Annotated in this window: 23 protein-coding genes; 16 read left to right on the top strand and 7 right to left on the bottom strand. The window is 67.7% G+C overall.

Annotated elements, in window-relative coordinates; translation table 11 throughout:
* The first annotated feature begins 119 nt into the window (after nt 1-119).
* The 8 genes from NFL01S_RS23130 (at nt 120) to thpD (ending at nt 6,981) form a co-directional block, all read left to right on the top strand.
* Nucleotides 120-1,229 (top strand): PP2C family protein-serine/threonine phosphatase, encoded by a 1,110-nt coding sequence (locus tag NFL01S_RS23130; RefSeq protein WP_062978387.1) that lies wholly within the window; start codon nt 120-122, stop codon nt 1,227-1,229.
* 209 nt (nt 1,230-1,438) lie between these two features.
* Nucleotides 1,439-1,744, top strand: a complete 306-nt coding sequence (locus tag NFL01S_RS23125) for a hypothetical protein (protein WP_062978527.1) — start codon at nt 1,439-1,441, stop codon at nt 1,742-1,744.
* A 160-nt stretch (nt 1,745-1,904) separates the two neighbouring features.
* Nucleotides 1,905-2,618 (top strand): response regulator transcription factor, encoded by a 714-nt coding sequence (locus tag NFL01S_RS23120; protein ID WP_033241837.1) that lies wholly within the window; start codon nt 1,905-1,907, stop codon nt 2,616-2,618.
* A gap of 3 nt (nt 2,619-2,621) precedes the next feature.
* The gene (locus NFL01S_RS23115; protein WP_062978386.1) at nt 2,622-3,716 is read left to right on the top strand and encodes a sensor histidine kinase; all 1,095 of its coding nucleotides are present in this window, start codon (nt 2,622-2,624) and stop codon (nt 3,714-3,716) included.
* A 72-nt stretch (nt 3,717-3,788) separates the two neighbouring features.
* Nucleotides 3,789-4,424: a diaminobutyrate acetyltransferase gene (ectA, locus tag NFL01S_RS23110; protein ID WP_084493171.1), complete on the top strand. Its 636-nt coding sequence runs from the start codon at nt 3,789-3,791 to the stop codon at nt 4,422-4,424.
* Complete coding sequence (gene ectB / locus NFL01S_RS23105; RefSeq protein WP_062978385.1) at nt 4,424-5,683, top strand: diaminobutyrate--2-oxoglutarate transaminase; 1,260 nt, start codon at nt 4,424-4,426, stop codon at nt 5,681-5,683. Before ectA ends, ectB begins: the two co-directional genes overlap by 1 nt.
* Before the next feature lie 14 nt (nt 5,684-5,697).
* Entirely contained in the window at nt 5,698-6,093 is a 396-nt protein-coding gene (locus NFL01S_RS23100) for an ectoine synthase (protein WP_062978384.1), read from the top strand.
* Nucleotides 6,094-6,111: 18 nt separating this feature from the next.
* Complete coding sequence (gene thpD / locus NFL01S_RS23095; protein WP_062978383.1) at nt 6,112-6,981, top strand: ectoine hydroxylase; 870 nt, start codon at nt 6,112-6,114, stop codon at nt 6,979-6,981.
* A 67-nt stretch (nt 6,982-7,048) separates the two neighbouring features.
* Here the strand turns inward: thpD and NFL01S_RS23090 are convergent, their stop codons facing one another.
* Nucleotides 7,049-7,270: a hypothetical protein gene (locus NFL01S_RS23090; protein WP_062978382.1), complete on the bottom strand. Its 222-nt coding sequence runs from the start codon at nt 7,268-7,270 to the stop codon at nt 7,049-7,051.
* Between the two features lie 178 nt (nt 7,271-7,448).
* Between NFL01S_RS23090 and NFL01S_RS23085 the strand changes: the two genes are divergently transcribed.
* On the top strand, nt 7,449-8,312 hold the full coding sequence (locus NFL01S_RS23085) for a class I SAM-dependent methyltransferase (RefSeq protein WP_062978381.1): 864 nt from the start codon (nt 7,449-7,451) through the stop codon (nt 8,310-8,312).
* 247 nt (nt 8,313-8,559) lie between these two features.
* Here NFL01S_RS23085 and NFL01S_RS23080 read toward each other — a convergent pair whose 3' ends face one another.
* The 5 genes from NFL01S_RS23080 to NFL01S_RS23060 form a co-directional block, all read right to left on the bottom strand.
* On the bottom strand, nt 8,560-11,121 hold the full coding sequence (locus NFL01S_RS23080; protein WP_062978380.1) for an SEL1-like repeat protein: 2,562 nt from the start codon (nt 11,119-11,121) through the stop codon (nt 8,560-8,562).
* Between the two features lie 53 nt (nt 11,122-11,174).
* Nucleotides 11,175-11,594: a hypothetical protein gene (locus NFL01S_RS23075; protein WP_157116831.1), complete on the bottom strand. Its 420-nt coding sequence runs from the start codon at nt 11,592-11,594 to the stop codon at nt 11,175-11,177.
* A gap of 10 nt (nt 11,595-11,604) precedes the next feature.
* Nucleotides 11,605-12,153: a hypothetical protein gene (locus NFL01S_RS23070; protein ID WP_062978378.1), complete on the bottom strand. Its 549-nt coding sequence runs from the start codon at nt 12,151-12,153 to the stop codon at nt 11,605-11,607.
* Nucleotides 12,154-12,582: 429 nt separating this feature from the next.
* Nucleotides 12,583-13,842 carry a cytochrome P450 family protein gene (locus NFL01S_RS23065; protein ID WP_062978377.1) on the bottom strand — a complete coding sequence of 420 codons (1,260 nt, stop codon included), beginning with the start codon at nt 13,840-13,842 and terminating at the stop codon, nt 12,583-12,585.
* A 182-nt stretch (nt 13,843-14,024) separates the two neighbouring features.
* Nucleotides 14,025-15,323, bottom strand: coding sequence for a PucR family transcriptional regulator (locus NFL01S_RS23060; protein ID WP_062978525.1), 1,299 nt, complete (start codon nt 15,321-15,323; stop codon nt 14,025-14,027).
* A gap of 240 nt (nt 15,324-15,563) precedes the next feature.
* On the opposite strand from NFL01S_RS23060, the gene NFL01S_RS23055 reads away from it, so the two are divergent.
* The 6 genes from NFL01S_RS23055 (at nt 15,564) to NFL01S_RS23030 (ending at nt 21,192) form a co-directional block, all read left to right on the top strand.
* Nucleotides 15,564-16,322, top strand: a complete 759-nt coding sequence (locus NFL01S_RS23055; protein WP_062978376.1) for an ABC transporter ATP-binding protein — start codon at nt 15,564-15,566, stop codon at nt 16,320-16,322.
* 65 nt (nt 16,323-16,387) lie between these two features.
* Nucleotides 16,388-17,203 carry an ABC transporter ATP-binding protein gene (locus tag NFL01S_RS23050; protein ID WP_062978375.1) on the top strand — a complete coding sequence of 272 codons (816 nt, stop codon included), beginning with the start codon at nt 16,388-16,390 and terminating at the stop codon, nt 17,201-17,203.
* Nucleotides 17,200-18,087, top strand: a complete 888-nt coding sequence (locus NFL01S_RS23045) for a branched-chain amino acid ABC transporter permease (protein WP_245670840.1) — start codon at nt 17,200-17,202, stop codon at nt 18,085-18,087. The genes NFL01S_RS23050 and NFL01S_RS23045 overlap by 4 nt, the downstream gene beginning before the upstream one ends.
* Nucleotides 18,084-19,142 (top strand): branched-chain amino acid ABC transporter permease, encoded by a 1,059-nt coding sequence (locus NFL01S_RS23040; protein ID WP_245670839.1) that lies wholly within the window; start codon nt 18,084-18,086, stop codon nt 19,140-19,142. The genes NFL01S_RS23045 and NFL01S_RS23040 overlap by 4 nt, the downstream gene beginning before the upstream one ends.
* The gene (locus NFL01S_RS23035; RefSeq protein WP_062978374.1) at nt 19,132-20,385 is read left to right on the top strand and encodes an ABC transporter substrate-binding protein; all 1,254 of its coding nucleotides are present in this window, start codon (nt 19,132-19,134) and stop codon (nt 20,383-20,385) included. Before NFL01S_RS23040 ends, NFL01S_RS23035 begins: the two co-directional genes overlap by 11 nt.
* Before the next feature lie 72 nt (nt 20,386-20,457).
* Entirely contained in the window at nt 20,458-21,192 is a 735-nt protein-coding gene (locus tag NFL01S_RS23030) for a DUF8020 domain-containing protein (RefSeq protein WP_062978373.1), read from the top strand.
* A 404-nt stretch (nt 21,193-21,596) separates the two neighbouring features.
* Here NFL01S_RS23030 and NFL01S_RS23020 read toward each other — a convergent pair whose 3' ends face one another.
* Nucleotides 21,597-22,661, bottom strand: coding sequence for a YeiH family protein (locus NFL01S_RS23020; RefSeq protein WP_157116830.1), 1,065 nt, complete (start codon nt 22,659-22,661; stop codon nt 21,597-21,599).
* 57 nt (nt 22,662-22,718) lie between these two features.
* On the opposite strand from NFL01S_RS23020, the gene NFL01S_RS23015 reads away from it, so the two are divergent.
* A complete protein-coding gene (locus NFL01S_RS23015; protein WP_062978371.1) occupies nt 22,719-23,624 on the top strand; it encodes a LysR family transcriptional regulator in 906 nt (301 codons plus the stop codon).
* Nucleotides 23,625-23,732 lie beyond the last annotated feature (108 nt).

Below are 23,732 nucleotides of genomic sequence, written 5' to 3'. Positions count from 1 at the left end.
TCACCGCGTACTATCGTCGATCGTCAGAACGGAACGGGTCGAATGAAGGGGGGCGGTGTGCGGACTCGCGGTATCCGGGTCGGGGGGCGCCGGGAACTAGTCGAGAGTGTGGTGGCCGGATGAACCCGGAGACGAACCCCGGGAGCGCCGAGCCGGGCGATATCCTCGACGCGGTGACCGAACCGATGCCGGCGGTGCGCGATACCTTGGATACCCGCCGCCGGGCCGCGGCGGCGGAACGAACAGTTCCGCGCCAGGCGGTCACGCCGGGGATCCACCGGGTGGCGCTACCTGACGACGGTCTGGCGGAAGTGGTTTGCGTGCACTGCGGGACCCAGGGGCGCGGCCCGCGCTGCCCCGTCTGTGACCATCCGCATCGGCTTCAGGATCGGTTCGAAGCCGATCTGGGCGTGGCCGGACTGGTCACCGACCGCGGAATCGTGCATGCACGGAACGAGGATGCCGTGGCCGCGGCGGTTGTGTCCGACGGCAGCGGGCAGCCGGAAACTCTCGTTCTGGTGGTGTGCGACGGAGTGTCGTCGTCGCCGGATCCGCAGGCCGCCTCCGGGACCGCCGTTCGCACCGGCGTGGATGCCTGTCTCGCGGCCCTCGCCGAGGACCGGACGGCCGAGGAGGCCACTGCCGCAGGAATGGCGGCCGCGTCGGAGGCGGTGCGCAATCTGGTCGGGCCGGACGGGGACGCTCCGTCGTGCACCTATGTGTCGGCGATCGTGCGCACCGAGGCCGACGGCCGGGTATCGGTCACCGTGTCCAATATCGGCGACAGCCGTGCCTACTGGCTGGCGGCCGGGGACCGGATTTCCGAACAGCCGGCGCGGCCGGGGCATCCCGGTCCGCTCGCCGGTCCGCAGAAGCTGACGGTCGACGATTCGTGGGCGCAGACGCTGATCGAAGCGGGTGCGATGGACGAGCAGGCAGCTATGGCCGATCCCCGGGCACATACCCTGATGCGCTGGCTGGGAGCGGACGCCGGGCAGCAGCCCTGGTCGGGCGACAGTATCCGTTCCTACTATCTGGACGGCCCGGGGTCGCTGCTGCTGTGTACCGACGGCCTGTGGAACTATCTGCCCGGGCCGGTCGAGCTGTCGCAACGAGCCCTCGGGATGCCGACGAGTGACGGCGCGCGGGCGCTCGTCGACTACGCGGTGGTCTGCGGGGGGAGCGATAACATCACGGTGGCTCTGGCTCCGATTTCCGGCGGCAGGTGACCGTTTTCCCGTCTCGGCGAATCCTCGGCAAACCCGAGGAGCGCCGGCGGCGTGAGCTCCGGTCGCCGTTCGGCGGTGCGGACACGCAGGACATTTGCCTGTCTGCTGTGTTTGCAAGAGTGCGAAGCCGGGTACAAGTCCGGAAAGCCGCTGTGACCACCGAGGGTTGCACGGCGAGCACGTACGCACCTACCGCAAGGAGGTTCGTCATGAAGGGTGGCCTTTCCGCCGCTCCCGGAACAACCATGGTCACCACGAATCATGAGATCATCCGCCAGTGGGCCCAGCGGCGCGGTGCTAATCCGGCGACGACGCCCGGCAGTCAGTACAACGGCGAGGTGGGGGTCCTGCGCCTGGACTTCCCGCACTACGGTGGCGCGGTCCTCCAGCCGGTCAGCTGGACCGACTGGTTCGCCACCTTCGACGCACGCAAGCTGAGCTTCCGTTACCAGGAGCTCCGCGCCGACGGCACTCCGAGCAACTTCTTCCGTTTGGAGCATGCGCACAACATCTGACAGTGAGCCATTTCACTTGGGGGGTTTACTTCGCAGGCATTGCGGCTACTCGTATAACCGGAAGGTTGCTCGAGTAAACTGAGTAGCGGGCTGTCGCGTCGGTTTGGGGATGCGAAACCCGCGCCGCGGCACGCCACGTGCGTCTGCAAGGGATTGAAAATTGAGCGCGAACCTGATGATCGTGGAAGACGACGACCGGGTCCGGGGTGCTTTACGCCTGGCCATGGAGGACGAAGGCTACGACGTCGCGGAGGCCGAGGAAGCCGAGGCCGCGCTCACCCATCTGCGGACGATCGGTGTACCCGACGTCATGATCGTCGATCTGATGCTCGGCGGAATGGACGGTTTCACCTGTATCCGGGAGATTCGCCGGGATCACGACGTGCCCATCATCGTGGTGAGTGCGCGTGACGATACTCACGATGTGGTGGCTGCCCTCGAGGCGGGCGCCGATGATTTCGTCACCAAACCGTTCGAGATCAAGGAGATCACCGCGCGGATGCGCGCCCTGCGGCGCCGCGCGCGGCTATCGGTGGAACGGGAGACGGCGCCGATCGAGGTCGTTCTGGACGCCGACCCCGTGACACCCCTGATCCTCTCGCCCGAGGGCGGCGCAGTGCGGCGCGGCGACGAAGAGATCAACCTCACCATCACCGAATTCCGGCTGCTGTGCGAACTCGCAGATGCACCGGGCCGGGTCCTGAGCCGCGATGTCCTGCTGGAGCGCGTCTGGGACCGGGGATTCTTCGGTGACGAGCGAATCGTGGATGTCCATATGCGAAGATTGCGCACCAAGATCGAGCGCGACCCCTCCGATCCGCAGATCGTGGTCACCGTCCGGGGCCTCGGTTACCGGCTGGACGTGCAGCGCTGAACGATGGTCGGCACAACGGATACGGCCCGGGTCGAACGCGATCCGGGGCACTGGAGCCTGCGCAGCCGGGTGACGACCGCGTTCGCGGCGTCCTCCGGCCTGATGGCGCTGGTCCTGGTCTTGTCAGTGTTCGCTGTGGTCAGCGATGAGAGCCGTACCTTCAGCGAGCGGCTGCATCACCGTCCGGCATTGCTGGTGGGATGCGCCGTCGCCGCGGCGCTGGTCGGCGCCGCGGTCGGGGTCGGGGTGAGCCGGCGCATGCTCAAACCGCTACGCGACGTCGCCGAGGCGGCGGCTCTCATCGCCTCCGGCGAACTGGGCACCCGCCTGCCGGACAGCAACGACCAGGATCTCGCCAGTACGGTCGCATCCTTCAATCGGATGGTCGATTCGCTGCAACGCCGGATCGATCGCGAACACCGGCTCTTCGGGGATGTGAGCCATGAACTGCGTACCCCGATGACCACTCTGACCACCGCGGTAGGAGTGCTGGAACGCTCGCGTGCGGAGCTTCCGCCGCGGTCCCGGCAGGCCCTGGATCTGGTGAGCGCCGAGGTGGAACATTTGCGCCGGCTACTCGACGACCTCCTCGCCCTGGCTCGGGTGGAGGCGGGGATGCATCACGGTGATGTGGATCCCGTTTCAGTGGGAGATCTGCTGGTACACACGCTGCGCGACAGCTACCGGCCTGCCGAACTGCTCACAGTCGCCGAGCCCGTCACGGTGCTGGGCCGTAAACTGGAACTGGAGCGCGCCCTGCTGAATGTGCTGAAGAATGCCGACCGGCACGGCGGGGGCGTGGTGGCGGTGACCGTGCGCCGCGACGGCGCGGAGGCCGTCATCGAAATCGACGACGCCGGTCCCGGGGTCGCGGTCGCCGATCGCGACCGGATATTCGAACGTTTTGCGACTTCCCGTAACAGCCGCCGGTCCAGCACCCGTGGTACCGGAATCGGTCTGGCGCTCGTCGCCGAGACCGTGGCCACTCACCGTGGCCGGGTCGAATGCATGGAACGCCCCGGAGGGGGCGCCCGATTCGTCATCCGGCTTCCTGCCATCGATCGAGAGGGGCGTCATCAGCCTGTAACACAATCGTAAAGAACTCGACCGGGCTACCTCAAAGTTGATTCGTAAGCCTGGGAAAGTACTGCAAGCAGACATCGGAGTTGTATGTCTTTACACACTGAGTCCACGCAGATTGCCGGCTCGACCGGCACGCAGACCGCCGGTCCGACCGGCACCGGCTCGACCACCGCGTCCGCCGCGACCGATGCGGAGCCCGCCAGTACCGGCGTGAGCTTGCGCTCACCGCGGATCACGGACGCCGCGCGATTGTGGCAGATCGCCGACGAGTCGCAGGTCCTGGACGTCAATTCGAGCTATTCCTATCTTTTGTGGTGCCGAGATTTCGCCGCTTCCTCGGTGGTTGCCGAGAGCGACGGCCGTGTTGTCGGCTTCGTCACCGGCTACCTGAGACCCGATGCGCCCGGCACCCTGTTCGTCTGGCAGGTCGCTGTGGACGCCGACCAGCGTGGCCGCGGAACCGGGGTCGCCATGCTGGACTGGTTGGTCGCCACCGTCACCGCGCCGGACCATCCGGCCGGCGGTGCCGTAAACGCGCTGGAGACCACCGTGTCCCCCGATAATCCCGCCTCGATCGCCATGTTCGCCTCGCTGGCCCGCCGCCGCGGGGCCGAAATGGTGCGCAGCGTTCTGTTCGAACCGGATGTGTTCCCGGACAGTCACGCCGCCGAGGACCTCTACACCATCTCCCCGATCGCCCGTAAAAACGAAAGGGATCACTGATGATTACCCCTGAAACGACGATCTTCGACGACCTGGAATCCAACGTTCGCGGCTACTGCCGCTCCTGGCCCGCGGTGTTCGAAACCGCCCAGGGTGCCTGGCTGCGCGACGAGAACGGCCGGGATTTCCTCGATTTCTTCGCCGGCGCGGGCGCGCTGAACTACGGCCACAACAACCCCGTGCTCAAGACCGCGCTGATCGATTACCTGACCGGTGACGGTGTCACCCACGGCCTGGACATGTCGACCGTGGCCAAGCGCAAGTTGCTGGAAACCGTCCGCGATACCCTGCTGGCGCCGCGCGGCCTGGACTACAAGGTGCAGTTCCCCGGCCCGACCGGCGCCAACGCGGTAGAGGCCGCGCTGAAGCTGGCTCGTAAGGTGACCGGTCGCCAGTCCATTCTCAGCTTCACCAACGCGTTCCACGGCATGACCCTGGGCGCCCTGTCGGTGACCGGTAACGCGATGAAGCGAGCCGGCGCCGGTGTGCCGCTGCACCACGCGACCCCCATGCCCTACGACGGTTACTTCGACGGCACCACCGCGGACTTCCAGTGGATGGAGCGGGTGCTCGACGATTCCTCCTCGGGTCTGGACCGCCCGGCCGCCGTGATCGTGGAAACCGTGCAGGGTGAGGGCGGGGTGAACCTGGCCCGCGCCGAATGGCTGCGGCATCTGGCCTCGCTGTGCTCCGCCCGTGGCATCCTGCTCATCGTCGACGATGTACAGATGGGCTGCGGCCGCACCGGCCCGTTCTTCTCCTTCGAAGCGGCCGGGATCACCCCCGATATCGTGACCCTGTCCAAGTCGATCGGCGGTTACGGTCTGCCGATGGCGCTGGTGCTGTTCAAGCCGGAGCACGATGTGTGGTCACCGGGCGAACACAACGGCACCTTCCGGGGTAACAATCCATCCTTCGTGACCGCGCAGGTGGCGCTCGAGCATTATTGGTCCGATGATGTATTGGAGAAGTCCACCGGCACCAAGGGTAAGCGGGTGGCCGCGGCGTTGAACGATATCGCCGTGGCCGCACCGGGAATCTCGACTCGGGGCCGCGGTTTGGTGCACGGCCTGGTCTTCGACGACGCCTCGCAGGCCGGGAAAGTCTGCCAGGTCGCGTTCGAACGCGGCCTGCTGGCCGAGACCTCCGGGGCATCGGATGAAGTTGTGAAACTGCTGCCGCCGCTGACCATCGCCGACGACGAACTGGACCACGGTTTGCGCATCCTGGGCGATGCCGTCGAAACCGTGTGCAGCTGAAAGGAATTACATCGATGATCGTGCGCACCACCGACGAGATCACCGGCACCCACCGCGATGTCGGTGCGGAGGGTTGGCGTAGCAAACGGATCGTGCTGGGCGGTGATGGTGTGGGGTTCTCGTTCCACGAGACCACCATCGAGGCCGGCACCACCCACGTCTTCCACTATCAGAACCATGTGGAAGCGGTCTGGTTGGTCGAGGGCGAAGGCACCCTCACCGATCTGACCAACGACCGCACCTACGATCTCGCCCCGGGCACCATGTACCTGCTCGACGGGCACGAGAAGCACGAGGTGCGGACACGGACACGGATGCGGATGCTGTGCGTGTTCAATCCTCCTGTCACGGGGCAGGAGGTGCACGACGAGAACGGCGTTTATCCGTTGATCGCCGTTCCGGCCGACTGAGAGGAAGGACGAACGACGTTGGTTGACAATCGGATCGATCGCTATCCGACCAGAACCGCCGAGCGGCTGGCGCTTCAGGAGCGACACGACGCGACGGTGTGGGGCCGGATCGGCAACGCGGAGCTGGCTGCGTTCGATACCGACGGTTACGCAATTCTGGATCGTTTGCTCAGCCCCGAAGAGGTGGCCGAATTCGCCACCGAGATCGATCGGCTGGCAAATGATCCGGATTTGCAGGGTGACGACCGGCTCATCGTGGAAAAGACGTCGCAGCGGGTGCGCTCGGTATTCGATGTGCACACGCTGAGCCCGGCGGTGAAGGAGCTGGTGCGTGAATCCCGGGTGGTGGACCTGGCCCGACAGGTTCTGGGTTCGGATGTGTACATCCACCAGAGCCGGGTCAATTATCTTCCCGGGTTCGGTACCGGCTTCTACTGGCATTCCGATTTCGAGACCTGGCACGCCGAAGACGGAATGCCCACGCCACGGGCGGTGAGTCTGTCCATCGCGTTGACGGACAACTACCCGTACAACGGCAGCCTGATGGTGATGCCCGGATCGCACCGCACTTTCGTTCCCTGCCAGGGCGAAACACCGGCGGATCACTACCGCGAATCACTGCGTGAGCAGGAGATCGGGGTACCGAGCCAGGCCGATATCACCGAATTGGCCCATAAGTACGGAATCGAGCAGTTCACCGGTCCGGCCGGGTCGGCGCTGCTGTTCGATTCGAATATCATGCACGCGTCGGCGAACAACATCACGCCGTTCCCGCGGTCGAATATCTTCCTCGTGTTCAACAGTGTGGAGAACACCCTGGAGGAGCCGTTCGCGGCACCGGCGCGCCGCCCGGCATATATCGCGAGTCGCGACTTCACGGCGGTGTAGAAGGGACTACTCGCCCATGGCGACGGGGACGAATCCCGCAGGGTTCGTCCCCGTCGCCGTGTCCGGGTCAGCGGCCTCGCCGGGGCGCCGGACGGTCGTGTGCCGGCGCGGCGGTCTCGTGCAACAGGCGGTACAGGGTGAGCCATGCGGCGGAGGGAACCAATCCCACCGGTAGGCCGGTCGCGATACCGGCCGCCGCGCAGGCCCGGGTCACCGCCCGGTCCGAATGCGAGCGCCGGAGTGAGGCGGCGAGCGAACCACCGACTCCCGAGAAGCCCACGTCCACCATTCGCCGGAATCACCGCGGGCACCGGCCGGTACAACGGGATCGGACGGCGCACTATCCGCAGTATCGCGCCGTCGACCCGGGGCGCCGGAAAGAATCACTGCGCTCGCGTGCTCCTTTGCGGAGTGGGCGTGAGTGAGTTCATAGAGCATGCGCCACATTCGTGGCTAGGTTTCTGGATATGGATAACGACGGTCCCAGCCGGACAGCGCTCATTACCGCGTATGCCCGCGCCTATCACCAGATCGCTGACCGGCCGCTGATCTTCGCCGACCCCGTGGCGGCACGTCTGCTCGGCGTCACCGCAGCCGAATTGACCGAATTGGGCACGCCCACAACCGACTACCTCGATCTCGCTGTCAGGGATCGGTCGCGCCGCCTGTTCTTCGCCGCCCGCGCCCGCTTCGCCGAGGACGCCGTGGCCGCGGCCATCGCCGCCGGTGTGCGGCAGGTCGTGATCCTCGGCGCAGGCCTGGACACGTTCGCCTATCGCAATCCGCTCCCAGAGTTGCGTGTCTTCGAAGTCGACCACCCCGCCACCCAGGCGTGGAAGCGCGAACGCCTCGCGGCGGCCGGAATCGGCCGTCCGGAAACGTTGACCTTCGTCCCGGTCGACTTCGAAACCCAAGCCCTGGCAGCAGGGCTGGAATCCGGCGGATTCAAACGGACAGACCCGGCCGTATTCGTCTGGCTGGGCGTCGTGTTCTACCTGACCCCGAGCGCCGCCCATACCACCCTCGAATACATCGCTGGTCAGGCCCAGCGGGTGGAGGTGGTTTTCGATTATCTGCAGCCTGCGGACAGTGACGAGGGTCGTGCGCACCAGCAGGCACGTGCCGAGCGGCTGGCCGCGGCAGGCGAACCCGTGTGCAGCTACTTCACACCCGTCGATATCGCCGCACAGCTGCGCGCCTTCGGCTTCACCGACCTCGAAGACCATTCCGGCCCTGATCTCATCACCGGCTACCTCGACGGATCCACGAGCTTCGCGAGCGAACTGCCCCGGGCGGTGCGGGCAAACCGCATACTGCGCGCGAGCCGCTGAGAATTGCCCGCCGCGGTGGCAGCCGCCACCAGATGAGCGTCCGGACGCGCGAGCGTCGGGCCAGGATAGCCTGCTGCAGCGACCGGTCCGCCCACCGATGTCGTCGGTGCCCAGGCCGCGGTCACCGCGAGGGCTGGACACCTGCTGCGCGGCAAGAAGTCCGGTTCTGCCATTATCGACCGCCGGGGCGCGCTGACTCTTATTCGCCAAAACGTCGCGACCGCCGGTCGGAAGAGTCGTTAGAGACTCATCGCTGCCGGTTCGCGGTGGCAATGACCTCTTCGGCCACGGCCTGGGTGCGCCACATCCGAGCCTCGGCCAGGGCGCCGCGTTGTTCCAGGAGTACCGCCAGTTCGGCCATCGCCGGGATCATTCGCCGGCCGGCCGCGGTCCGCCACCAGCGCTCCGCGGCGCCGGGATCGTCCCGGCGCAGCGACAGCGCGCCGAGATCGTATATTGCGCCCAGGCTCCCGGCCCGCGCGGCGCGGGTCCACAGCAGATGGGCGCGGTCGTCGTCGCCCTGGGCGTGGGCGATGGCGCCGAGCGAATGAAGCCGAGCGGGGTCGATGTCATCGTCCGGGGGCGGGGTTACTTCTGCGGTCGGCATATCGGTGGGCGATACCGAAGGCGGCGTTACCGGAGCGAGCGAATCGTCGGCGAGGGTGTCGACGAGCGCGTGGTCCTCGCGCATTGCGAATTCCGTGACCGCTTCGCCACCGGCGAACAGCGGTGTGCGGTACAGGGAGGTCGTGGCGGTGGCAGCGGTGGCTGCCGGCCGGGGCGGCTCGGGGCCGTAGTCGGTGAAACCGGCATCGCGGATGACCGGGACGAGACCTGTCAGTTCGGGGTTCTCGGCCCAGCCGTGCCGACCGGTGTCCGAATATGATTCTTCGCCCACGTCAGCCGGGGAATGGTGTCCCCCGCCCGTTCCGGCGAGTGGGTCATCGTATCCGGTGAGATCATCGATCAGAGCGCGGTGCGGCGCGGTCGCCTCCAGGTCTGGAGTATCTGCCGATCCCTCCTCGTACGCCGGGACGGACAGCCGAATATCGGCGAAACTGCAAAGGTAACCCTGTATTTCGGCGTCGTCCTCGATGGATTCCGGCACGGAACCAGGTGCGTCGGCTGCCATCGCAATATCGTTCACGACGGATTCGGCCAAGTGATCGGCGGAAGCGACGGCCGGTGGCGCGTTGTCAGCTACGCCTTCCGCGGTCGCAGATCTATGGGTCGTAGACGCCGGCAGCGCATCGTGAGCGGCGGGTATCGGCAGGGGATCGTGGTCCACGGGGAAGCTGCATACGGCGGATGCAGGCGGGAGAGCGCCGGCTGCGGTGGGCGCCGACGCGGGCTCGGACGTGGCCGGCACCGGGACCGTTCCGGTCATGGTGGGTGACGGCGCGGGACTGGCTGTCGTGAGTGTCGGCCGAGAGTCGTAGCCGGCGGGTGCACTGGTGAAGGTGTACGTGACCGGCGGCGATACGGCGGCGGTCGGCACAGGGGCGGCTGCGGTGGGCGCCGGAATCGTGGGGGAAGTGGTGAAGGTATATGCGGTCGGCACCGACACGGTGGGGGTGGGCAGCGCGTCGACCTCGGTGGGCGGCGGTGCGGGTTCGGGGGGCGTGGCGGATTCGCTCATGGTGGGTGACGTCGCAGGGTCGGCCGTCGTGCGGGCCGACACGGAGTCCTTGGTGGATGCGGTGGTGAAGGTGCCGGTGATCGGCGGCGACACGGTGGGTGCGGACAGATTGTCGGCTCTGATGGGCACCGGGGCGGGCCCGTGAGCGGCAGGTGCCGCAAGAGATTCGTGAGCGGCAGGTACCGGCACCGACTCGGGTGCGGCAGCCGCCGGTACCGACTTGTGTGTGGTGGATGCCGTTGTGGCCTCGTCTGTGACCGGTTCCGGTGCGGAGTCGTCAATCGGAGTGGTCAGCGGGCCGGCTGTGGTCGTCCGCGCCAGGGGGTCGTCGACGGCCGGTATCGCGGGGGAGTCGTCTGCGGCGGGTTCGTAATGCGCTGCCCACGGGTCGAGTTCGAGGGCGTCGTCGGGGGCGGGATCGTCGGGTTCCACCCAGTGGTGCCGGTTACGCCGGCCCTCCGGGGGCGTGGCCGTGGAAATGGCGGGGATGGCCCCGGACATGAACAGGTGCGGGTGCGGGTCCAGTGGAGTGCTGCGCACCTCGATCACCAGATCGGCGAAATGGGGTGGACCTTCGCCCATACTGCACCACAAAACGGTCCGGCCCATTTCCGTGCGCTCGACGACGATTCCGTAATTGCCGGACCACGATTGCGGTTCTCCCGCGGCATCCGACCAGACCGGCGTGAGCGCGAACAGGGCGTCCGGCGAGTCCGCGGCCAGATCGAAGGTTATGCCGCGTTCGAGTGCGTCGCGCCAGATATCGACTCCGGCCAGGTGCCGGTCGTCGAGGTCGATATATCCATCGATCACCGACAGGCCGATACCGACGGCGGCCAATCCGGCCGGCGGTGTCGCCGAGAGCAGGGTCATGGTCAATGCTGATGCCGGAGTGGGCAACTGCTCGCTGTACATGGGATATACCGTGGCGCCGTCCAGATCGATCGGGTCCGCGCTGCGGTAACGGGCGGCGAGCGTACGGCGCTGCGGTGCCGGTTCCGCGCTGTGCCGCGGTCCCGACGACGGCCGCGGGGCGCCCGTCAGCAACGGTGTGGCATCGCGATAACCACCGCGTAGATACCTGGGCAGCTGACCGGCACCCGATACCGGTGCGGACCTATCGGCCTGCGATGGAACGAATCCGATACCCGGCGATCCCGGATCATGCATATCCTGTGCCCCGCCTTTCCACCGCTTCGATTCACCCCGCAGCAATGCGGTGGCTATACCGTACTCGCCGAATCCGCGGCGTGTGGGGTGATTCCGTGGGCGACCACACGTTCGAGTGCGGCGATATCGCGTTCGAGCGTCCGGAACAGCAGATACGCCCCCGCGAAGGCGAGTGCGCTACCCAGCAACAGCACCCGCAAAGCGGGCCGGACCTCGGTGATATCGGCGGCCGGCAGGAAGGTCACGCCGGCCGCACCGAGTAGCGGGACCGCCGCGGCGAGCAGCAGGAAATACGTACTGCGCCGATCCAGTGCGCGCAACTGTTCCACATCGCTGCCGAACGCACCACCCAGCGGCAGGAACGCCGGATACAGCGACCGCACCGCATAACTGCCGACCGGGAAATACGGATACGCCATGGCCATCGCGCCACAGACGATCCGGTTCCCGGAGAAATGCGCGGACGCCGCCACACCCAGTGTGCTACCGGACGCCTGCATCGTGATCGGGACGGCAACTCCCGTGATCGCCCAGAGCGGGAAACCGGGCCGGCACCGTACGACTGCTCAACAGCAGGGTATCGCGGCGGGCGCGGGCCGGCGTGGTGTTGTCGTAGCTGCGACTGTCCCGGCCGCTCCCGCCGCGGCGGAGGCCGCGCAGCACCGAACCCAGAGGTGCGGTGAGCACGGTGGTGACGACGAAACCGGCCAGAAACGCGAGACCATAGGTGAACGGCGCGACCCGCTGGAAGGTCTCGTGCGCACCGGGATCCAGGTCATCGATGATGAGGACTCGATGGTCGGCGAGGCGTCTGTCCTGACCTGTGCACCGCCGGCGCTGGACGAGGTCGATTTTGACCACTTCGATGAGTGCCACGCGCCGGAGGGCGGTAGGCCTGGGCAGGTACTGCGTGAGATCGGGTCGTGCGGGTGAGTCCTGCCACGCCGCGGTGAATCGACGCGGGGTTTCCGCGAGCTGATCGCCGTGCAACCGCCCGAGGGTGTCCGCGCCTGGTGTGGCGGGTTGCCCCATCTGCGCATGGTAGCGCCGGGAGGCGCAGGAATGAGGTGGATAGGCGAGCGCTGACCCAGCAGTATCTGTAACTAGCGGTTACAGGTAAAAACCGGGATGCGGAGAAGTTGCCGAAGGGCGACTGCGTCAGCCTACACCACGCCGTGGCGCCAGCGCTGGACGAGGCCGGGATCGGAGATGAACAGGCGCCCGACGCCTCCCGCCTACATGATGACCATGCAGCCTCCACCCGACGACAACGTGCACAACAGCCGGCTCAGTTCCATGATCAGGCCCTGAACGGGGTTGGACGGGACGACGGCCGGAGAGAGCATCGGTAGCCTCCATGGCTGGTTCGGTGAGCACCTACACCCGGGATAATCGCCGGCCGGGTGCTCGGCGTCAGGGCGGTGTCCTATCGCGGGGACGCGTAGCGCCCGCTCCGGGTGATCAACCCAGCGGCATGCCCGGCGCGGGCGGGAACCGCACCGGGAGCGCGATGAGCGCGCGATGGAACGGGCCCGGCCGCCAGATCGTCCGATCCGGGTCGAACGCGAGAGTCAGATCGGGTAGCGCGTCGAGCAACTGCTCTATCGCCTCCTCGGCGAGCAGCCGGGATATCGTGCGGGCATGGGCCGGGCACGCGTGCGCTCCGCGGCCCCAGGCGAGGTCCCGGTCATCATGGGGTACAGGCGCAGCCGACCGGTCCGGGTCGCCGTGGCAGGCGGCCGCGCCGATGAGTACCGGCTGGTCCGCGGGTAGTAGGACATCGTCGACCATCACGGGAAGCGGGGGATAGCTGATGCTGTGATTGGCCAGCGGTGGATCGTTGGCCAGCACCTCGTCGAGTGCGTCGCGCGCGGGTGGTGCGAACCCGGTGTGATCGCTGGTGAACCGGGGGTCGGTGAGGGTCAGCAGTAGCGTATTGGCGATCAGATTGCGTGGCGGTTCGAGCCCGGTCCAATACAGGCCCAGCAGTTGGTGAACGAGCTCCTCGTCCGACAGATTCGCCGGGTGCCGGATCAGGCGGCTGGTGACATCGTCGCCGGGGTCGGTACGTTTACCGGCGATCAGCTCGGCGAGCAACCCCTGGATCCGCGGCTCGGCACCATCGTCCGCGGCGCCGTCGATCATCTCGGTCAGCGCGAGACGCAGCCGGTCGCCGAGTTCGGTCGGGCAGCCGAGGACATCGTCCATCGTCCGGAACACCAGCGGCACCACATACCGGTCGAGCAGATCGGCGGCGCCTTCCGAGCAGAACCGGTTGATCAGGTCCAGTGCGATACGCGAAACGGTGGTACGCAGCGAATTCGGGTCCACGCCGGCCAATGCGTCCACCGTGGCGGCACGGTAGCGGTCGTGGTCCGGGCCGTGCGTGCGCAGCGGATTGGGCCGCCATTGCATCATCGGCACGATCGGCAGTCCGGCCGGTGCTTTCTGCTGCCAACCGCGGGGGTCGGACGGGAAATGGTCGGCGTCGTCGAGGATTCGCCGCGCCGTCCGGTCGTCCACCACGAGGGTGGCGGGCACCCCGGGTGCGAGGTCGACCGGGGCCACCGCGCCGTACCGCCGGCGCATCCACTGGTAGAACCCGTGCGGGTCGGTCGCGAATTCGCGAGAGTAGAGCGGGATCCGGGAACCGGTGGAATCCGTCGGTGTGACGGTGCTGCCGCGACGTTGTGTGGACGCCGGCCGGGACTGCCCTGTCACCTGGTACCCCCTGCGGTTGTGCGCCGGGACTCCGGGCGCAGTCCGGAACGGCCGCAACCACCTGCTTGAAAAGGCTCGGCCGGTACACGTTTCGCGTACGGCCGGAAATGATACCCACGCGCGGGGCGGCTGTGCGGGACCCCGGGCGCGCTGCGGGTCGCCGCGGGATACGCGGGGACAGCTCAGCGTTCGCGTGGCACCGGCGCCGGTGCCTGCCGGAGTTCGATCGCGACCAGGAGCTCGACGAGATCGGTGACCGTGCGGATATTGCGACCGGTCAATTGCTGGATTCGGCGTAGCCGGTATTTGGCGGTGTTGTGGTGGATGCGCAGGGCGTCGGCCGCCTCACGCAGATTCGTATCGGCAGCGATGAAAGCCCGGATGGTGTCGGCGAGCACCCCGCCCTTGGCCTGGTCGTCGGCGAGGGCGCGGGCGATTCGCGGGTCGACGAGGCCGCGCGCGGTCTCGTCGGAGCTGAGGACGAGATAGCGGAACGGGGTGAGTTCGGGCAGCGCCAGGACACCACCGCTGTCGGGCAGCAGGTCCAGTGCGGAGACCGCTTCCTGTCGGCCGCGGGGAAGCTGTTCGACACCGGTGACGACTGTGCTGATCCCGAACCCGGTGGTGATGCCCTCCGCGAAGAGGGTGTCGCGGGTACGTCGCAGCCGGGTGCACAGTTCGCCGGCCGCAGCGCGGCCGAGCCCCGCGACGGCGACGATCTCGGTATCACGGGCGACGGCCAGGGTGCGGTGCCCGTTGACTCCGGTGCGTGCCAGCGCCGACGAAACGATCTGCGGCGCTTCGGTCGCGGAATGCGTACTGCGTTCGCTGCTGTCGAGGACGGTCGCCGCGATAACGACGAAGCGTTCCCCGGGGGCGGGGCCGATACCGTGGGCGGCCGCGGCCGCCGGGAGCGGTCCACGTTCGGGGAGCGTGCCGCCGAGCAGCGCTTCGACCAGATCGTGCTCGTCGCGCCCGGCTTCGCCCGGGTGATGCTGCTGGAAATCCAGATAGGCCTGTGTGGCTTCGGTGCTGATCAGATCGCAGTACCGGGTGAGCGGAAGTACCAGTGACAGTGTTGCCTCCCGGGCGGCGGGGGAATCGCCGGCGTGTGCGATCAGGTGCTTCCAGAAGGTCTGCTGGCCGAGCCGGAACGCGGTGATGTAATCGGCCAGGGGTAGTCCGGACCGGGCGCGCCGCACCGCCGCCCGGCGGGTATGGGCGAGGTCGGTCGCGGTGACCCGTCGATGGTCCAGCAGTGCGCCCAGTCCGGTGCGGCACAGCCGCGCCACTTGGTCGTGGACGTCGGCGCGGAATTCGCTGTCGCGGCCGGCGTAGCCGGGGATCTGGGTGAGGATGGCGGTGCTGCCCTGCTCGGCGATCTCCTCCGCGCGATCGTAGACGATGCCGGCGACCCGGGTGCGCGCGAGCTGCACCGGTCCGGGAAGCGACGCGGCCGGTGGGTGTGATCCAGCAGACATAGTCGGATGGTCCACGCCCTGATGGGCAATGTCAACATTCGACCGAGTATGTATCAAATTATGACCTGCTCGCTTGTACTCCGGGGACAAATGTGGCGGCAATAATTGGGACGCATGGGCTGATGTGTTTCATTCATGCCGCTCTTACGCTGGCCTGACCCATAGCCGACGCGACGGACTGTGTGCTGCCCCACAGAATTTCGACCGCGACTGACCGCGACCACGCGACCCGGAGGATTCATGCTCGAGATATCCGGCCTGACCGTTCGATTCGGCGGCATCACGGCCCTCGACGATGTCGGATTCGCCGTGGCGCCCGGCGAAATGACCGGTCTCATCGGCCCCAACGGGGCGGGGAAGACCACGCTGTTCAACTGCCTGACCAGGCGCTGTGTCCCGACCGCCGGCGCGCTGCGCTACCTCGGAACCGATCTGCTCGCGGTACGGCCCGATCTCCTGGCCCGGCTCGGAATCGCGCGGACCTTCCAGAACCTCGGCCTGTTCACCCGCATGTCCGTCCGGGACAACGTACTCGTCGGCGCGCACCACCGGGCGCGCGCCGGATTTGTCGCGGCAAGCCTGTTCCTGCCGCCGGTGCGCGCCGAGGAACGCCGGCTGCGCACCCAAGTCGACGGCTTACTCGAACGCCTCGACCTGGTCGATATCGCCGACCACCCGGCCGCCGGTCTGCCGTTCGGCACGTTGAAACGGATCGAACTGGCCCGGGCGCTGGCCGCCGGACCGCGCCTGCTGCTGCTCGACGAACCGGTCAACGGGCTCAGCCACGGGGAGGTCGGCGCATTCGCCGAACTGCTCGCCGGCCTGCGAGTGGATTTCGACCTGACCGTTGTGGTGGTCGAACACCATATGGGCTTCGTCATGGGCCTCTGCGATCGCGTGGTCTGTCTCGAGTTCGGCCGGGTCATCGCCGATGGGACGCCCGATGAGGTGCAGCGCGACCCCGCTGTGATCGAGGCCTATCTGGGTACGGCGGCATGAACGCCCGAGCTACGGGCCGGGTCGTGGAAGGCCATGGGCCGATGAGCCTTTCGAAAGGACGTGTGATGAGCAGTGAACCCCTGCTCGCCGTCACCGGACTCACGGCGGGATATGGCGCCGGCGAGGTGCTGCACGGGATCGATTTCTCCGTGACCACCGGCGAGATCTGCGCTGTCCTCGGTCCCAACGGCGCCGGTAAGACCACCTTGCTGCGGGCACTGAGCGGTCTGGTCCGGGTGCGCGGATCGGTCACCCTGGCGGGAGCCGAAATCGGCGGGCGCGCACCCGAGAAGATCGCCCGGGCGGGGGTCGCGCACGTTCCGGAGGGACGCGGTACCTTCGCCCCGCTCACCGTCGAGGAAAACCTCCGCCTGGGCGCCTACTCCCGCGGCGGTGCCCGATTTCGCCGCGGGGGCGGCAGTAACAGATGCCGCCGCGGAGGCGGAGACAGCCGCGGAGACGGCAGCACTGGACATCGACGCACCCGAGGTGGACTCGATACCGACCTGCGCCGCGTCTACGACTACTTCCCGGTCCTACGCGACAAACTGCACGAAAAAGCGGGCCGGCTCTCCGGTGGTCAGCAGCAGATGCTGGCACTGGGCCGGGCGCTCATGTCCCGCCCGCGGCTGCTGCTCCTGGACGAACCATCGCTGGGGCTCGCGCCGATGGTCACCCGGGAACTCTTCCGCATCGTGCACACCATCAACTCGGAGGAACACACCACCGTGATCGTCGTCGAGCAGAATGCTCAGCTGGCGCTGCGCACCGCGCACCGCGCACATGTGCTGGAAAGCGGGCGGATCGTCCTGTCCGGTGCCGCGGCCGATATCGCCGCCGACGAACAGGTCGCCCGGTCCTACCTCGGATACCGGGTGTGATCGTGTCCGGATTCGCGCAGCAGATCATCGAGGGCCTCAGCGCCGGGGCCCTGTACGCCGGTATGGCTCTCGCTCTCGTTCTCATCTACCGGTTCACCGGGATCGTCAACTTCGCCCAGGGCGAGCTGGCCATGTTCTCGGCGTTCCTGGCCTGGCAGCTGGTGCAGAGCGGTACACCGTTCTGGCTGGCACTCCCGGTGACCCTCGCGATCTCCTTCGCCGGCGGCATGCTGATCGAGCGGATCGTGATCCGGCCGGTCGAGGGTGCACCGGAACTCACGCTGGTCATCGTCACCGTCGGGTTGTTCTTCTTCGTCAACGCGGCCGCGGGCTGGATCTGGTCGTATCGGTTGAAAAGTTTCCCGAACCCCTTCCCGGAAGGCGCGTTGCGGGCCGGTGGGGTCACCGCCGGATACGGCAACCTGGGCATTCTCGCCGTGGTCGCGGTGGTGATGGCGCTGCTGTACGTGCTGTTCCGTTACACCCGGACCGGGTTGGCGATGCGCGCGGTGGCGGCCAACCCGCAGTCGGCGCGGCTGATGGGTATCGGTGTCGGCACCGTGCTCGCGCTCGGCTGGGGGCTGGCCGCCGCCGTGGGCGCCGTCTCCGGCGTCCTGTCGGCGCCCCTGCTGTTCCTCGAACCCAACATGATGGGCGGCGTACTCATCTACGCCTTCGCGGCGGCCACCCTGGGTGGTTTCGACAGTCCCGGTGGTGCGGTGGCCGGGGGGCTGATCGTCGGGGTCGCGGAAACCCTGGCCGGCGCGTATCTCGACGTCATCGGCACCGAACTGAAGATCGGTGTGCCACTGGTGATCATCCTCGGCGTGCTGCTGATCCGGCCGCAGGGCCTGTTCGGCACGCCGGCGGTGGAAAGGGCATGAGCGATATGGGAATCCCGGACACCACGATGGCACCGGAAGAACACCCTCCCGTGGCCGAAACGACCCGGCCCCGGGCCCGATTCCGGCGGATCGACCGGTCATGGGCCGCGGTGGCAGTACTACTACTGGTCGCCTGCTGGGCGCCGTTCGAACTGGCGCCCTTCCACACCTTCCAGCTGTCGTTGGCGATGATCTACGCCGTCGCCCTGCTCGGACTGAATCTGCTGGTGGGACATACCGGGCAGATATCTCTCGGACACGGGGCGTTCTTCGCGGTGGGTGCCTACACCACGGCGATCATGATGGACCGCTGGGACACGCCCTACCCGGTGACCCTGCCGGTCGCGGCGGCGGTCGCGTTCGTACTCGGAATCGGCCTGGGAATCCCGGCCTTGCGGCTACGCGGGCTCTATCTCGCACTGGTCACCCTGGCCATTGCGATCTTCCTGGTGCCCCTGCTGAAACGCTTCGAAACGGTGACCGGCGGCTCCATGGGCCTGACTCTGGACAAACCGGAACCACCGGCCTGGACCGGGTTGGCCGAGGACCAGTGGCTGTATTTCCTCGTGCTCGCGGTCACCGCGGTGAGCTATCTACTGGTCGCCGGGCTGCTGCGGTCGCGGGTGGGGCGGGCGCTGCACGCGGTGCGGGACAACGAGATCGCCGCCGAGGTCACCGGCGTGCGGCCGGCCTTCTACAAGACTCTGGCCTTCGCCTGGGGTGCGATGTTCGCCGGGGCTGCCGGTTGCGTCTACATCTGGGTGATCGGGTACGTGTCCCCGGACTCCTTCACGCTCACCTTCTCCATAACCCTGCTGGCCGGACTGGTCGTCGGCGGACTCGGCGGACAGTGGGGCCCGGTGCTGGGCGGCCTGTTCGTCATGTACGTGCCGACCGTGGCCCAGGACATCAACCAAGCCGCACCGGGGGTCGTGTTCGGGCTCCTCATCATCGCGGTCATGTACCTCGCGCCGAATGGATTGGCCGGACTCGTCGGCCGGGCGGCGCACTGGCTCGGACACCGGGCCCGGAAAGGAAGAACCGATGCGCACTAGAGCGATACAGGCGGCGCTCGCCGCCACCGCGGTCGTCGTCGCCGTCGCCGGCTGCGGGGGTCGCGACGACGCCGCCGGCGATACGGCCTCGGGCGACTGCCACGGCCAGCAGACGACGGGGCTCACCGACAGCACGATGAAATTGGGCGGCGTATTCCCGCTGTCCGGCCCGGCCTCCGCCTACGCCGAACTCCCGAAGGGGATGCAGGCCTACTTCGAATACGTGAACAACGAACAGGGCGGTATCGACGGCCGCAAGGTGGAGTACCTGCTGCGCGACGACGGTTATCAGCCCCCGAAAACTGTGGAGGAGACCCGGCGGCTGGTGGAACAGGATCAGGTGTTCGCCGTGCTGTCCACGCTCGGCACCCCCACCTCGGCGGCGGTCTGGGACTACCTGAACCAGCGGGAGGTGCCGCAGATCTTCGTGGCCGGCGGGGCGACGCAGTGGGGTGTCGGCGACGGGCATCCGTGGACCATCGGCTGGCAGCCCAGCTACCACGCCGAGGGGCAGGTGTTCGCCCGGTACGTCACCGAGCAGAAACCGGACGCCACGGTCGCGGTCCTGTACCAGAACGACGATTTCGGCAAGGACCTGCTGGCAAGTTTCACCGAGGCCACCGCCGGCAGCAGGGTACGGGTGATCGCCGAACAGAGCTACGAGGTCACCGATCCTACGGTCGACCCCCAGTTGCGCAATCTGGCGAATTCGAAAGCCGATGTGCTGTTGAACTTCGCCACCCCGAAATTCGCCGCGCAGACACTGGCGGCGGATGCGCGTAATTCCGAATGGAATCCGCTGCATATTCTCACCCAGGTCTCCAGCACCATGAGCGTGCTCGAGCCGGTCGGGTTCGAGAATGTGCAGAACGTCGTCACCTCGGTCTTCGTCAAGGATCCGGCCGATCCGCAGTGGACCGACGACCCCGGGATGCAGCTCTACCGCGACAAACTCGCCCGGTACGTCCCCGGCGCCGATCCGTCCGACGGATACACGCTCGTCGGCTGGGCGATGGCGCAGAGCTTCCACAAAGCCTTCGACGCCGCGACCTGCAAAACCCGTGAGGGCCTGCGCGATGCGATGCGCTCGCTCGACGATGTGGAGATCGATCTGCTGCTGCCCGGTATCACACTGCACACCGGCGAAGGCGACGGCTATCCGATGGAGGCCATGCAGATCCAGCGTTTCCAGGGAGACCGCTGGGTGCTCTCCGGTGATCTGGTCGATACCTCCGGCCGGTGACGGCCCCGAAAACGTCCGTGGCGCATTCCCGCGCCGACGGCCGCCTCGATATCAACCGATGAGGACACAACCATGAAACTCCGAACCAGTGTCGCCACCGCGGCGCTCGCGGTCGCGGCCCTCGGTGCCACCGCCGCTCCGGTCTCCGCGCAACCCGCGCCCGCACCGCGGGAACTCACCTACGAGATCACGCACTCCGGCGACAGTGCCGTAGTCGAGACGAACGGAAAATGGCAGGTGGCGGGCGATCAGCTCATCCTGCGGGCCGTCGACGACACGCTGCTCACCACGGTGCCGCTCACCTACCGCAAGGACAATATCGCCTTCCCCATCGCCGCGAAGATCGACGGTGGCACGGCGGTACTGACTCCGCAGCGTACGGGTGGTGTGCCGGTCGCGCCGGTCAGCGCGCCCGTGGTCACGCCCGAGCAGGCGGCCCAGGAGGTGGCCGAACAGTTCACGCCCCGCGATATGCAGGCCCTGGGTGTGTTCGCGCAGCGGGCGACGATGAGCGCGGCGATCGCGGGCGCGGTCGGCGCGGTGATCGGCGGCGGCCTGGGCTGTGTGCTCGGCGCCGCGACCGGTGCGCTGGTGTCCAGCCCCATCGCCCTATTGCTGGTCCCGTTCGTCGGCGCCACCATCGGCGGCTGTGTCGCCGGTGCCGCGACACTGGGTGCCGCCGGTGGGATCATCGGTGCGTTCCTGATCGGTGGACCGGTCGCTGTTTTCGCGGCCTTCCAGTACTTCTCGACCATCCTGTCCCCGTGCCCGCCGGAGCATCCGGCGTGCCGGCCGACCACCCCGTAACCCGGACAACGCTGCCCGTCCCGGCCCACCGGGACGGGCAGCGCGTTGTCGGCAGCCGAGTACTGATTACGGCGATGCCTCATGCGCCGCGATTGCGGGTCTTCGGCCCGAGCGGCTCACCGCCCGTTCCGGGGCGCTGTTTCCGAGGACGAATTCGAGCAGCGCGACGAGGCGGCGCTGTGGTGATTCCCCAGTTCCCATCGTCTGCACCGCCACCGGAGACCCGGCGTTGCTCGCCGAATCACGGAGCGCGGGCCGGCTGCGGGATATCGACACCGCCACAACCTGATGATCGCTGAACGGACAGCCACCGCCGACGCGTTTCTGCAGGTCGCAAGAGTCTGAGCGGTTTCGTCCCACTGCGGCCGCTGTCCGGGGAGGCGGGGGGGCGGCGTTCGGGGCGCTCAGCGCCAGCCGGTGGACCATTGCAGGGCGAGCGCCGAGAGGGCGAGGACCACCGCGAGGATGCCGCCGAACAACAATGGTCGCGAACCGGCCGCCCGGATCCGCCGCCAGGTGAGCGATGTGCCGATCGCGGCGAGTACGGCGGCGACCAGCCAGGAACTCAGATCGGTGAGATGCGCGGTCCAGGACGACGGCAGGACCCCGGTTCCGGCGACGACCGACGCGGCGAGGAACAGTACGACGAACAGGGGGATGGTGCGCCACAGGGGAGTCCGGGCGAGATCGACGGTACCGGCGCGGTGGCCGGTGAAATGCAGGCCGACGCACAGCGGGACGATCATCAGGCTGCGCACCAGTTTCACGACCACCGCGAAACTCGCGGCCGCCGGCCCGAAAGCGATACCGGCCGCGAGTACGGACGAGGTGTCGTTGATCGCGGTCCCGGCCCACAGGCCGAATGCCTGCTCCGACATTCCGAGGGCCCGGCCCAGCGGGGGATAGGCGAGGACCGCGACGATATTGAAGACGAAGATCGTCCCGAGCGCGTAGGCGACGCGTTCGCGGTCCGGTTTCAGCACTGCCGTGGTGGCCGCGATGGCGGACGCGCCGCAGATCGTGGTCCCGGCGGCGATCAGGATCACCGATTCGCGATGCAGCGTCAGCAATCGGCCGACGATCAGCGCTGTCACCGCACCCACGCACAGGGTCCCGAGCAGGACCACGGCGGTTTCGCGGCCGACCGTGAATACCGCCCCCACCGGGAGTCCGAGCCCGAGTAACACGATCGCCGCGCCCAGCAGATGCTGCCGCGCCCAGGTCAGCCCCGGGCCGAACCGGCCCGAATCCGCCACCTGGGCTTCGGTGCGCATACCGACCACGGCACCGGCGGCCAGGGCGAGCACCGGCGCGCCCGCGACCGGCACGAGCGTGCCCAGCAGCGTGGCCAGGGTCGCGAGGCCGGCGGCGAGGCCGAGGCCCGGAATTCTGCGATACACCTCGTTCACCTGTCCGACCTTGTCCGACCGGGTCCGGTCCCGGTAGCCGGTGAATCCGCAGGAGGTCATAAGCGAAGCTGATGGGTGCCGGTCGGGCACATTCGCCGACAGCCCATAATCGACCCCGTGACCCTGCCACCCGGAACCCCCGACCTCGCCGTGCTGGACCTGCTGGTCTCGGTCGCGGATACGGGCAGTCTGGGCGCGGCCGCACGCCGGCACGGCATGAGTCAGCCGGCGGCGAGTATGCGGATCAGTGCGCTCGAACGACGCATGCGCGTACAGTTGCTCGACCGCGGCCCCACCGGCTCCTCCCCGACCGACTCCGGCCGCACGGTGGTCGCCGCCGCGCGGACCGTGCTGGATGCGGCCCGATCGTTCAACGACACCGTTGCCGCGCTGCACAGCACCGACACACCACGACTGCGTATCGCTGCCTCGAAAACCATTGCCGACCACAGGGTCCCGCAGTGGCTGGCGGCGTTGCGCGGCATCCGGCCGGATATCGCGGTATCGCTGGAGGTGGACAACACCACCCATGTGGAAGCCATGGTGCGCGCGGGCGACGCCGACCTCGGCTTCGTAGAAGGTCCCCATCCGCCGCCGGACCTCGGCGGGCGGGCGCTCGGCGCCGACGAGTTGTTGCTGGTGGTGGGACCGGGCCATCCGTGGGCGACCCGGACCACGCCGGTCTCGTTGCGTGAGCTGGTTGCGACACCGCTGCTGTGGCGCGAACCGGGCTCCGGCACCCGCGACACCGTCTGGGAAATCCTGAGTGGGTACGGGCCGCCCGCCCCGCCGGCCGCCGAACTGGGCTCCGCGGTCGCGATCGTCGCGGCCGCCCGGACCGGAATGGCCCCGGCGGTGCTCAGTTCGCTGGTTGCCGTGCCCGAACTCGCGACCGGTGCGCTGCGTCGGGTGGAGCTCGCGGACGCGGTGGTCCTCGATCGGCAGTTCCGGGTGATCTGGCGCCGCGCGACGCCACCGGCCGGCGCAGCGGATCTGCTCGTACAGTGCGCCACCCGGATCTGAGCAGCCCTACGCCACGTGGAAGGCCGCGGGATTCCATGTGTTCGAGTGGAAAACGTGGCGTCCGATGGAGCAGTCCATAGGGGTCCACTGTCCGGGACAGACGTGGCA

It is taken from the genome of Nocardia flavorosea NBRC 108225, assembly GCF_001613385.1.
GTDB lineage: Bacteria > Actinomycetota > Actinomycetes > Mycobacteriales > Mycobacteriaceae > Nocardia > Nocardia flavorosea.
The sequence above is the reverse complement of the archived record's forward strand: the minus strand, read 5'-3'. Positions and strand labels throughout refer to the sequence as shown.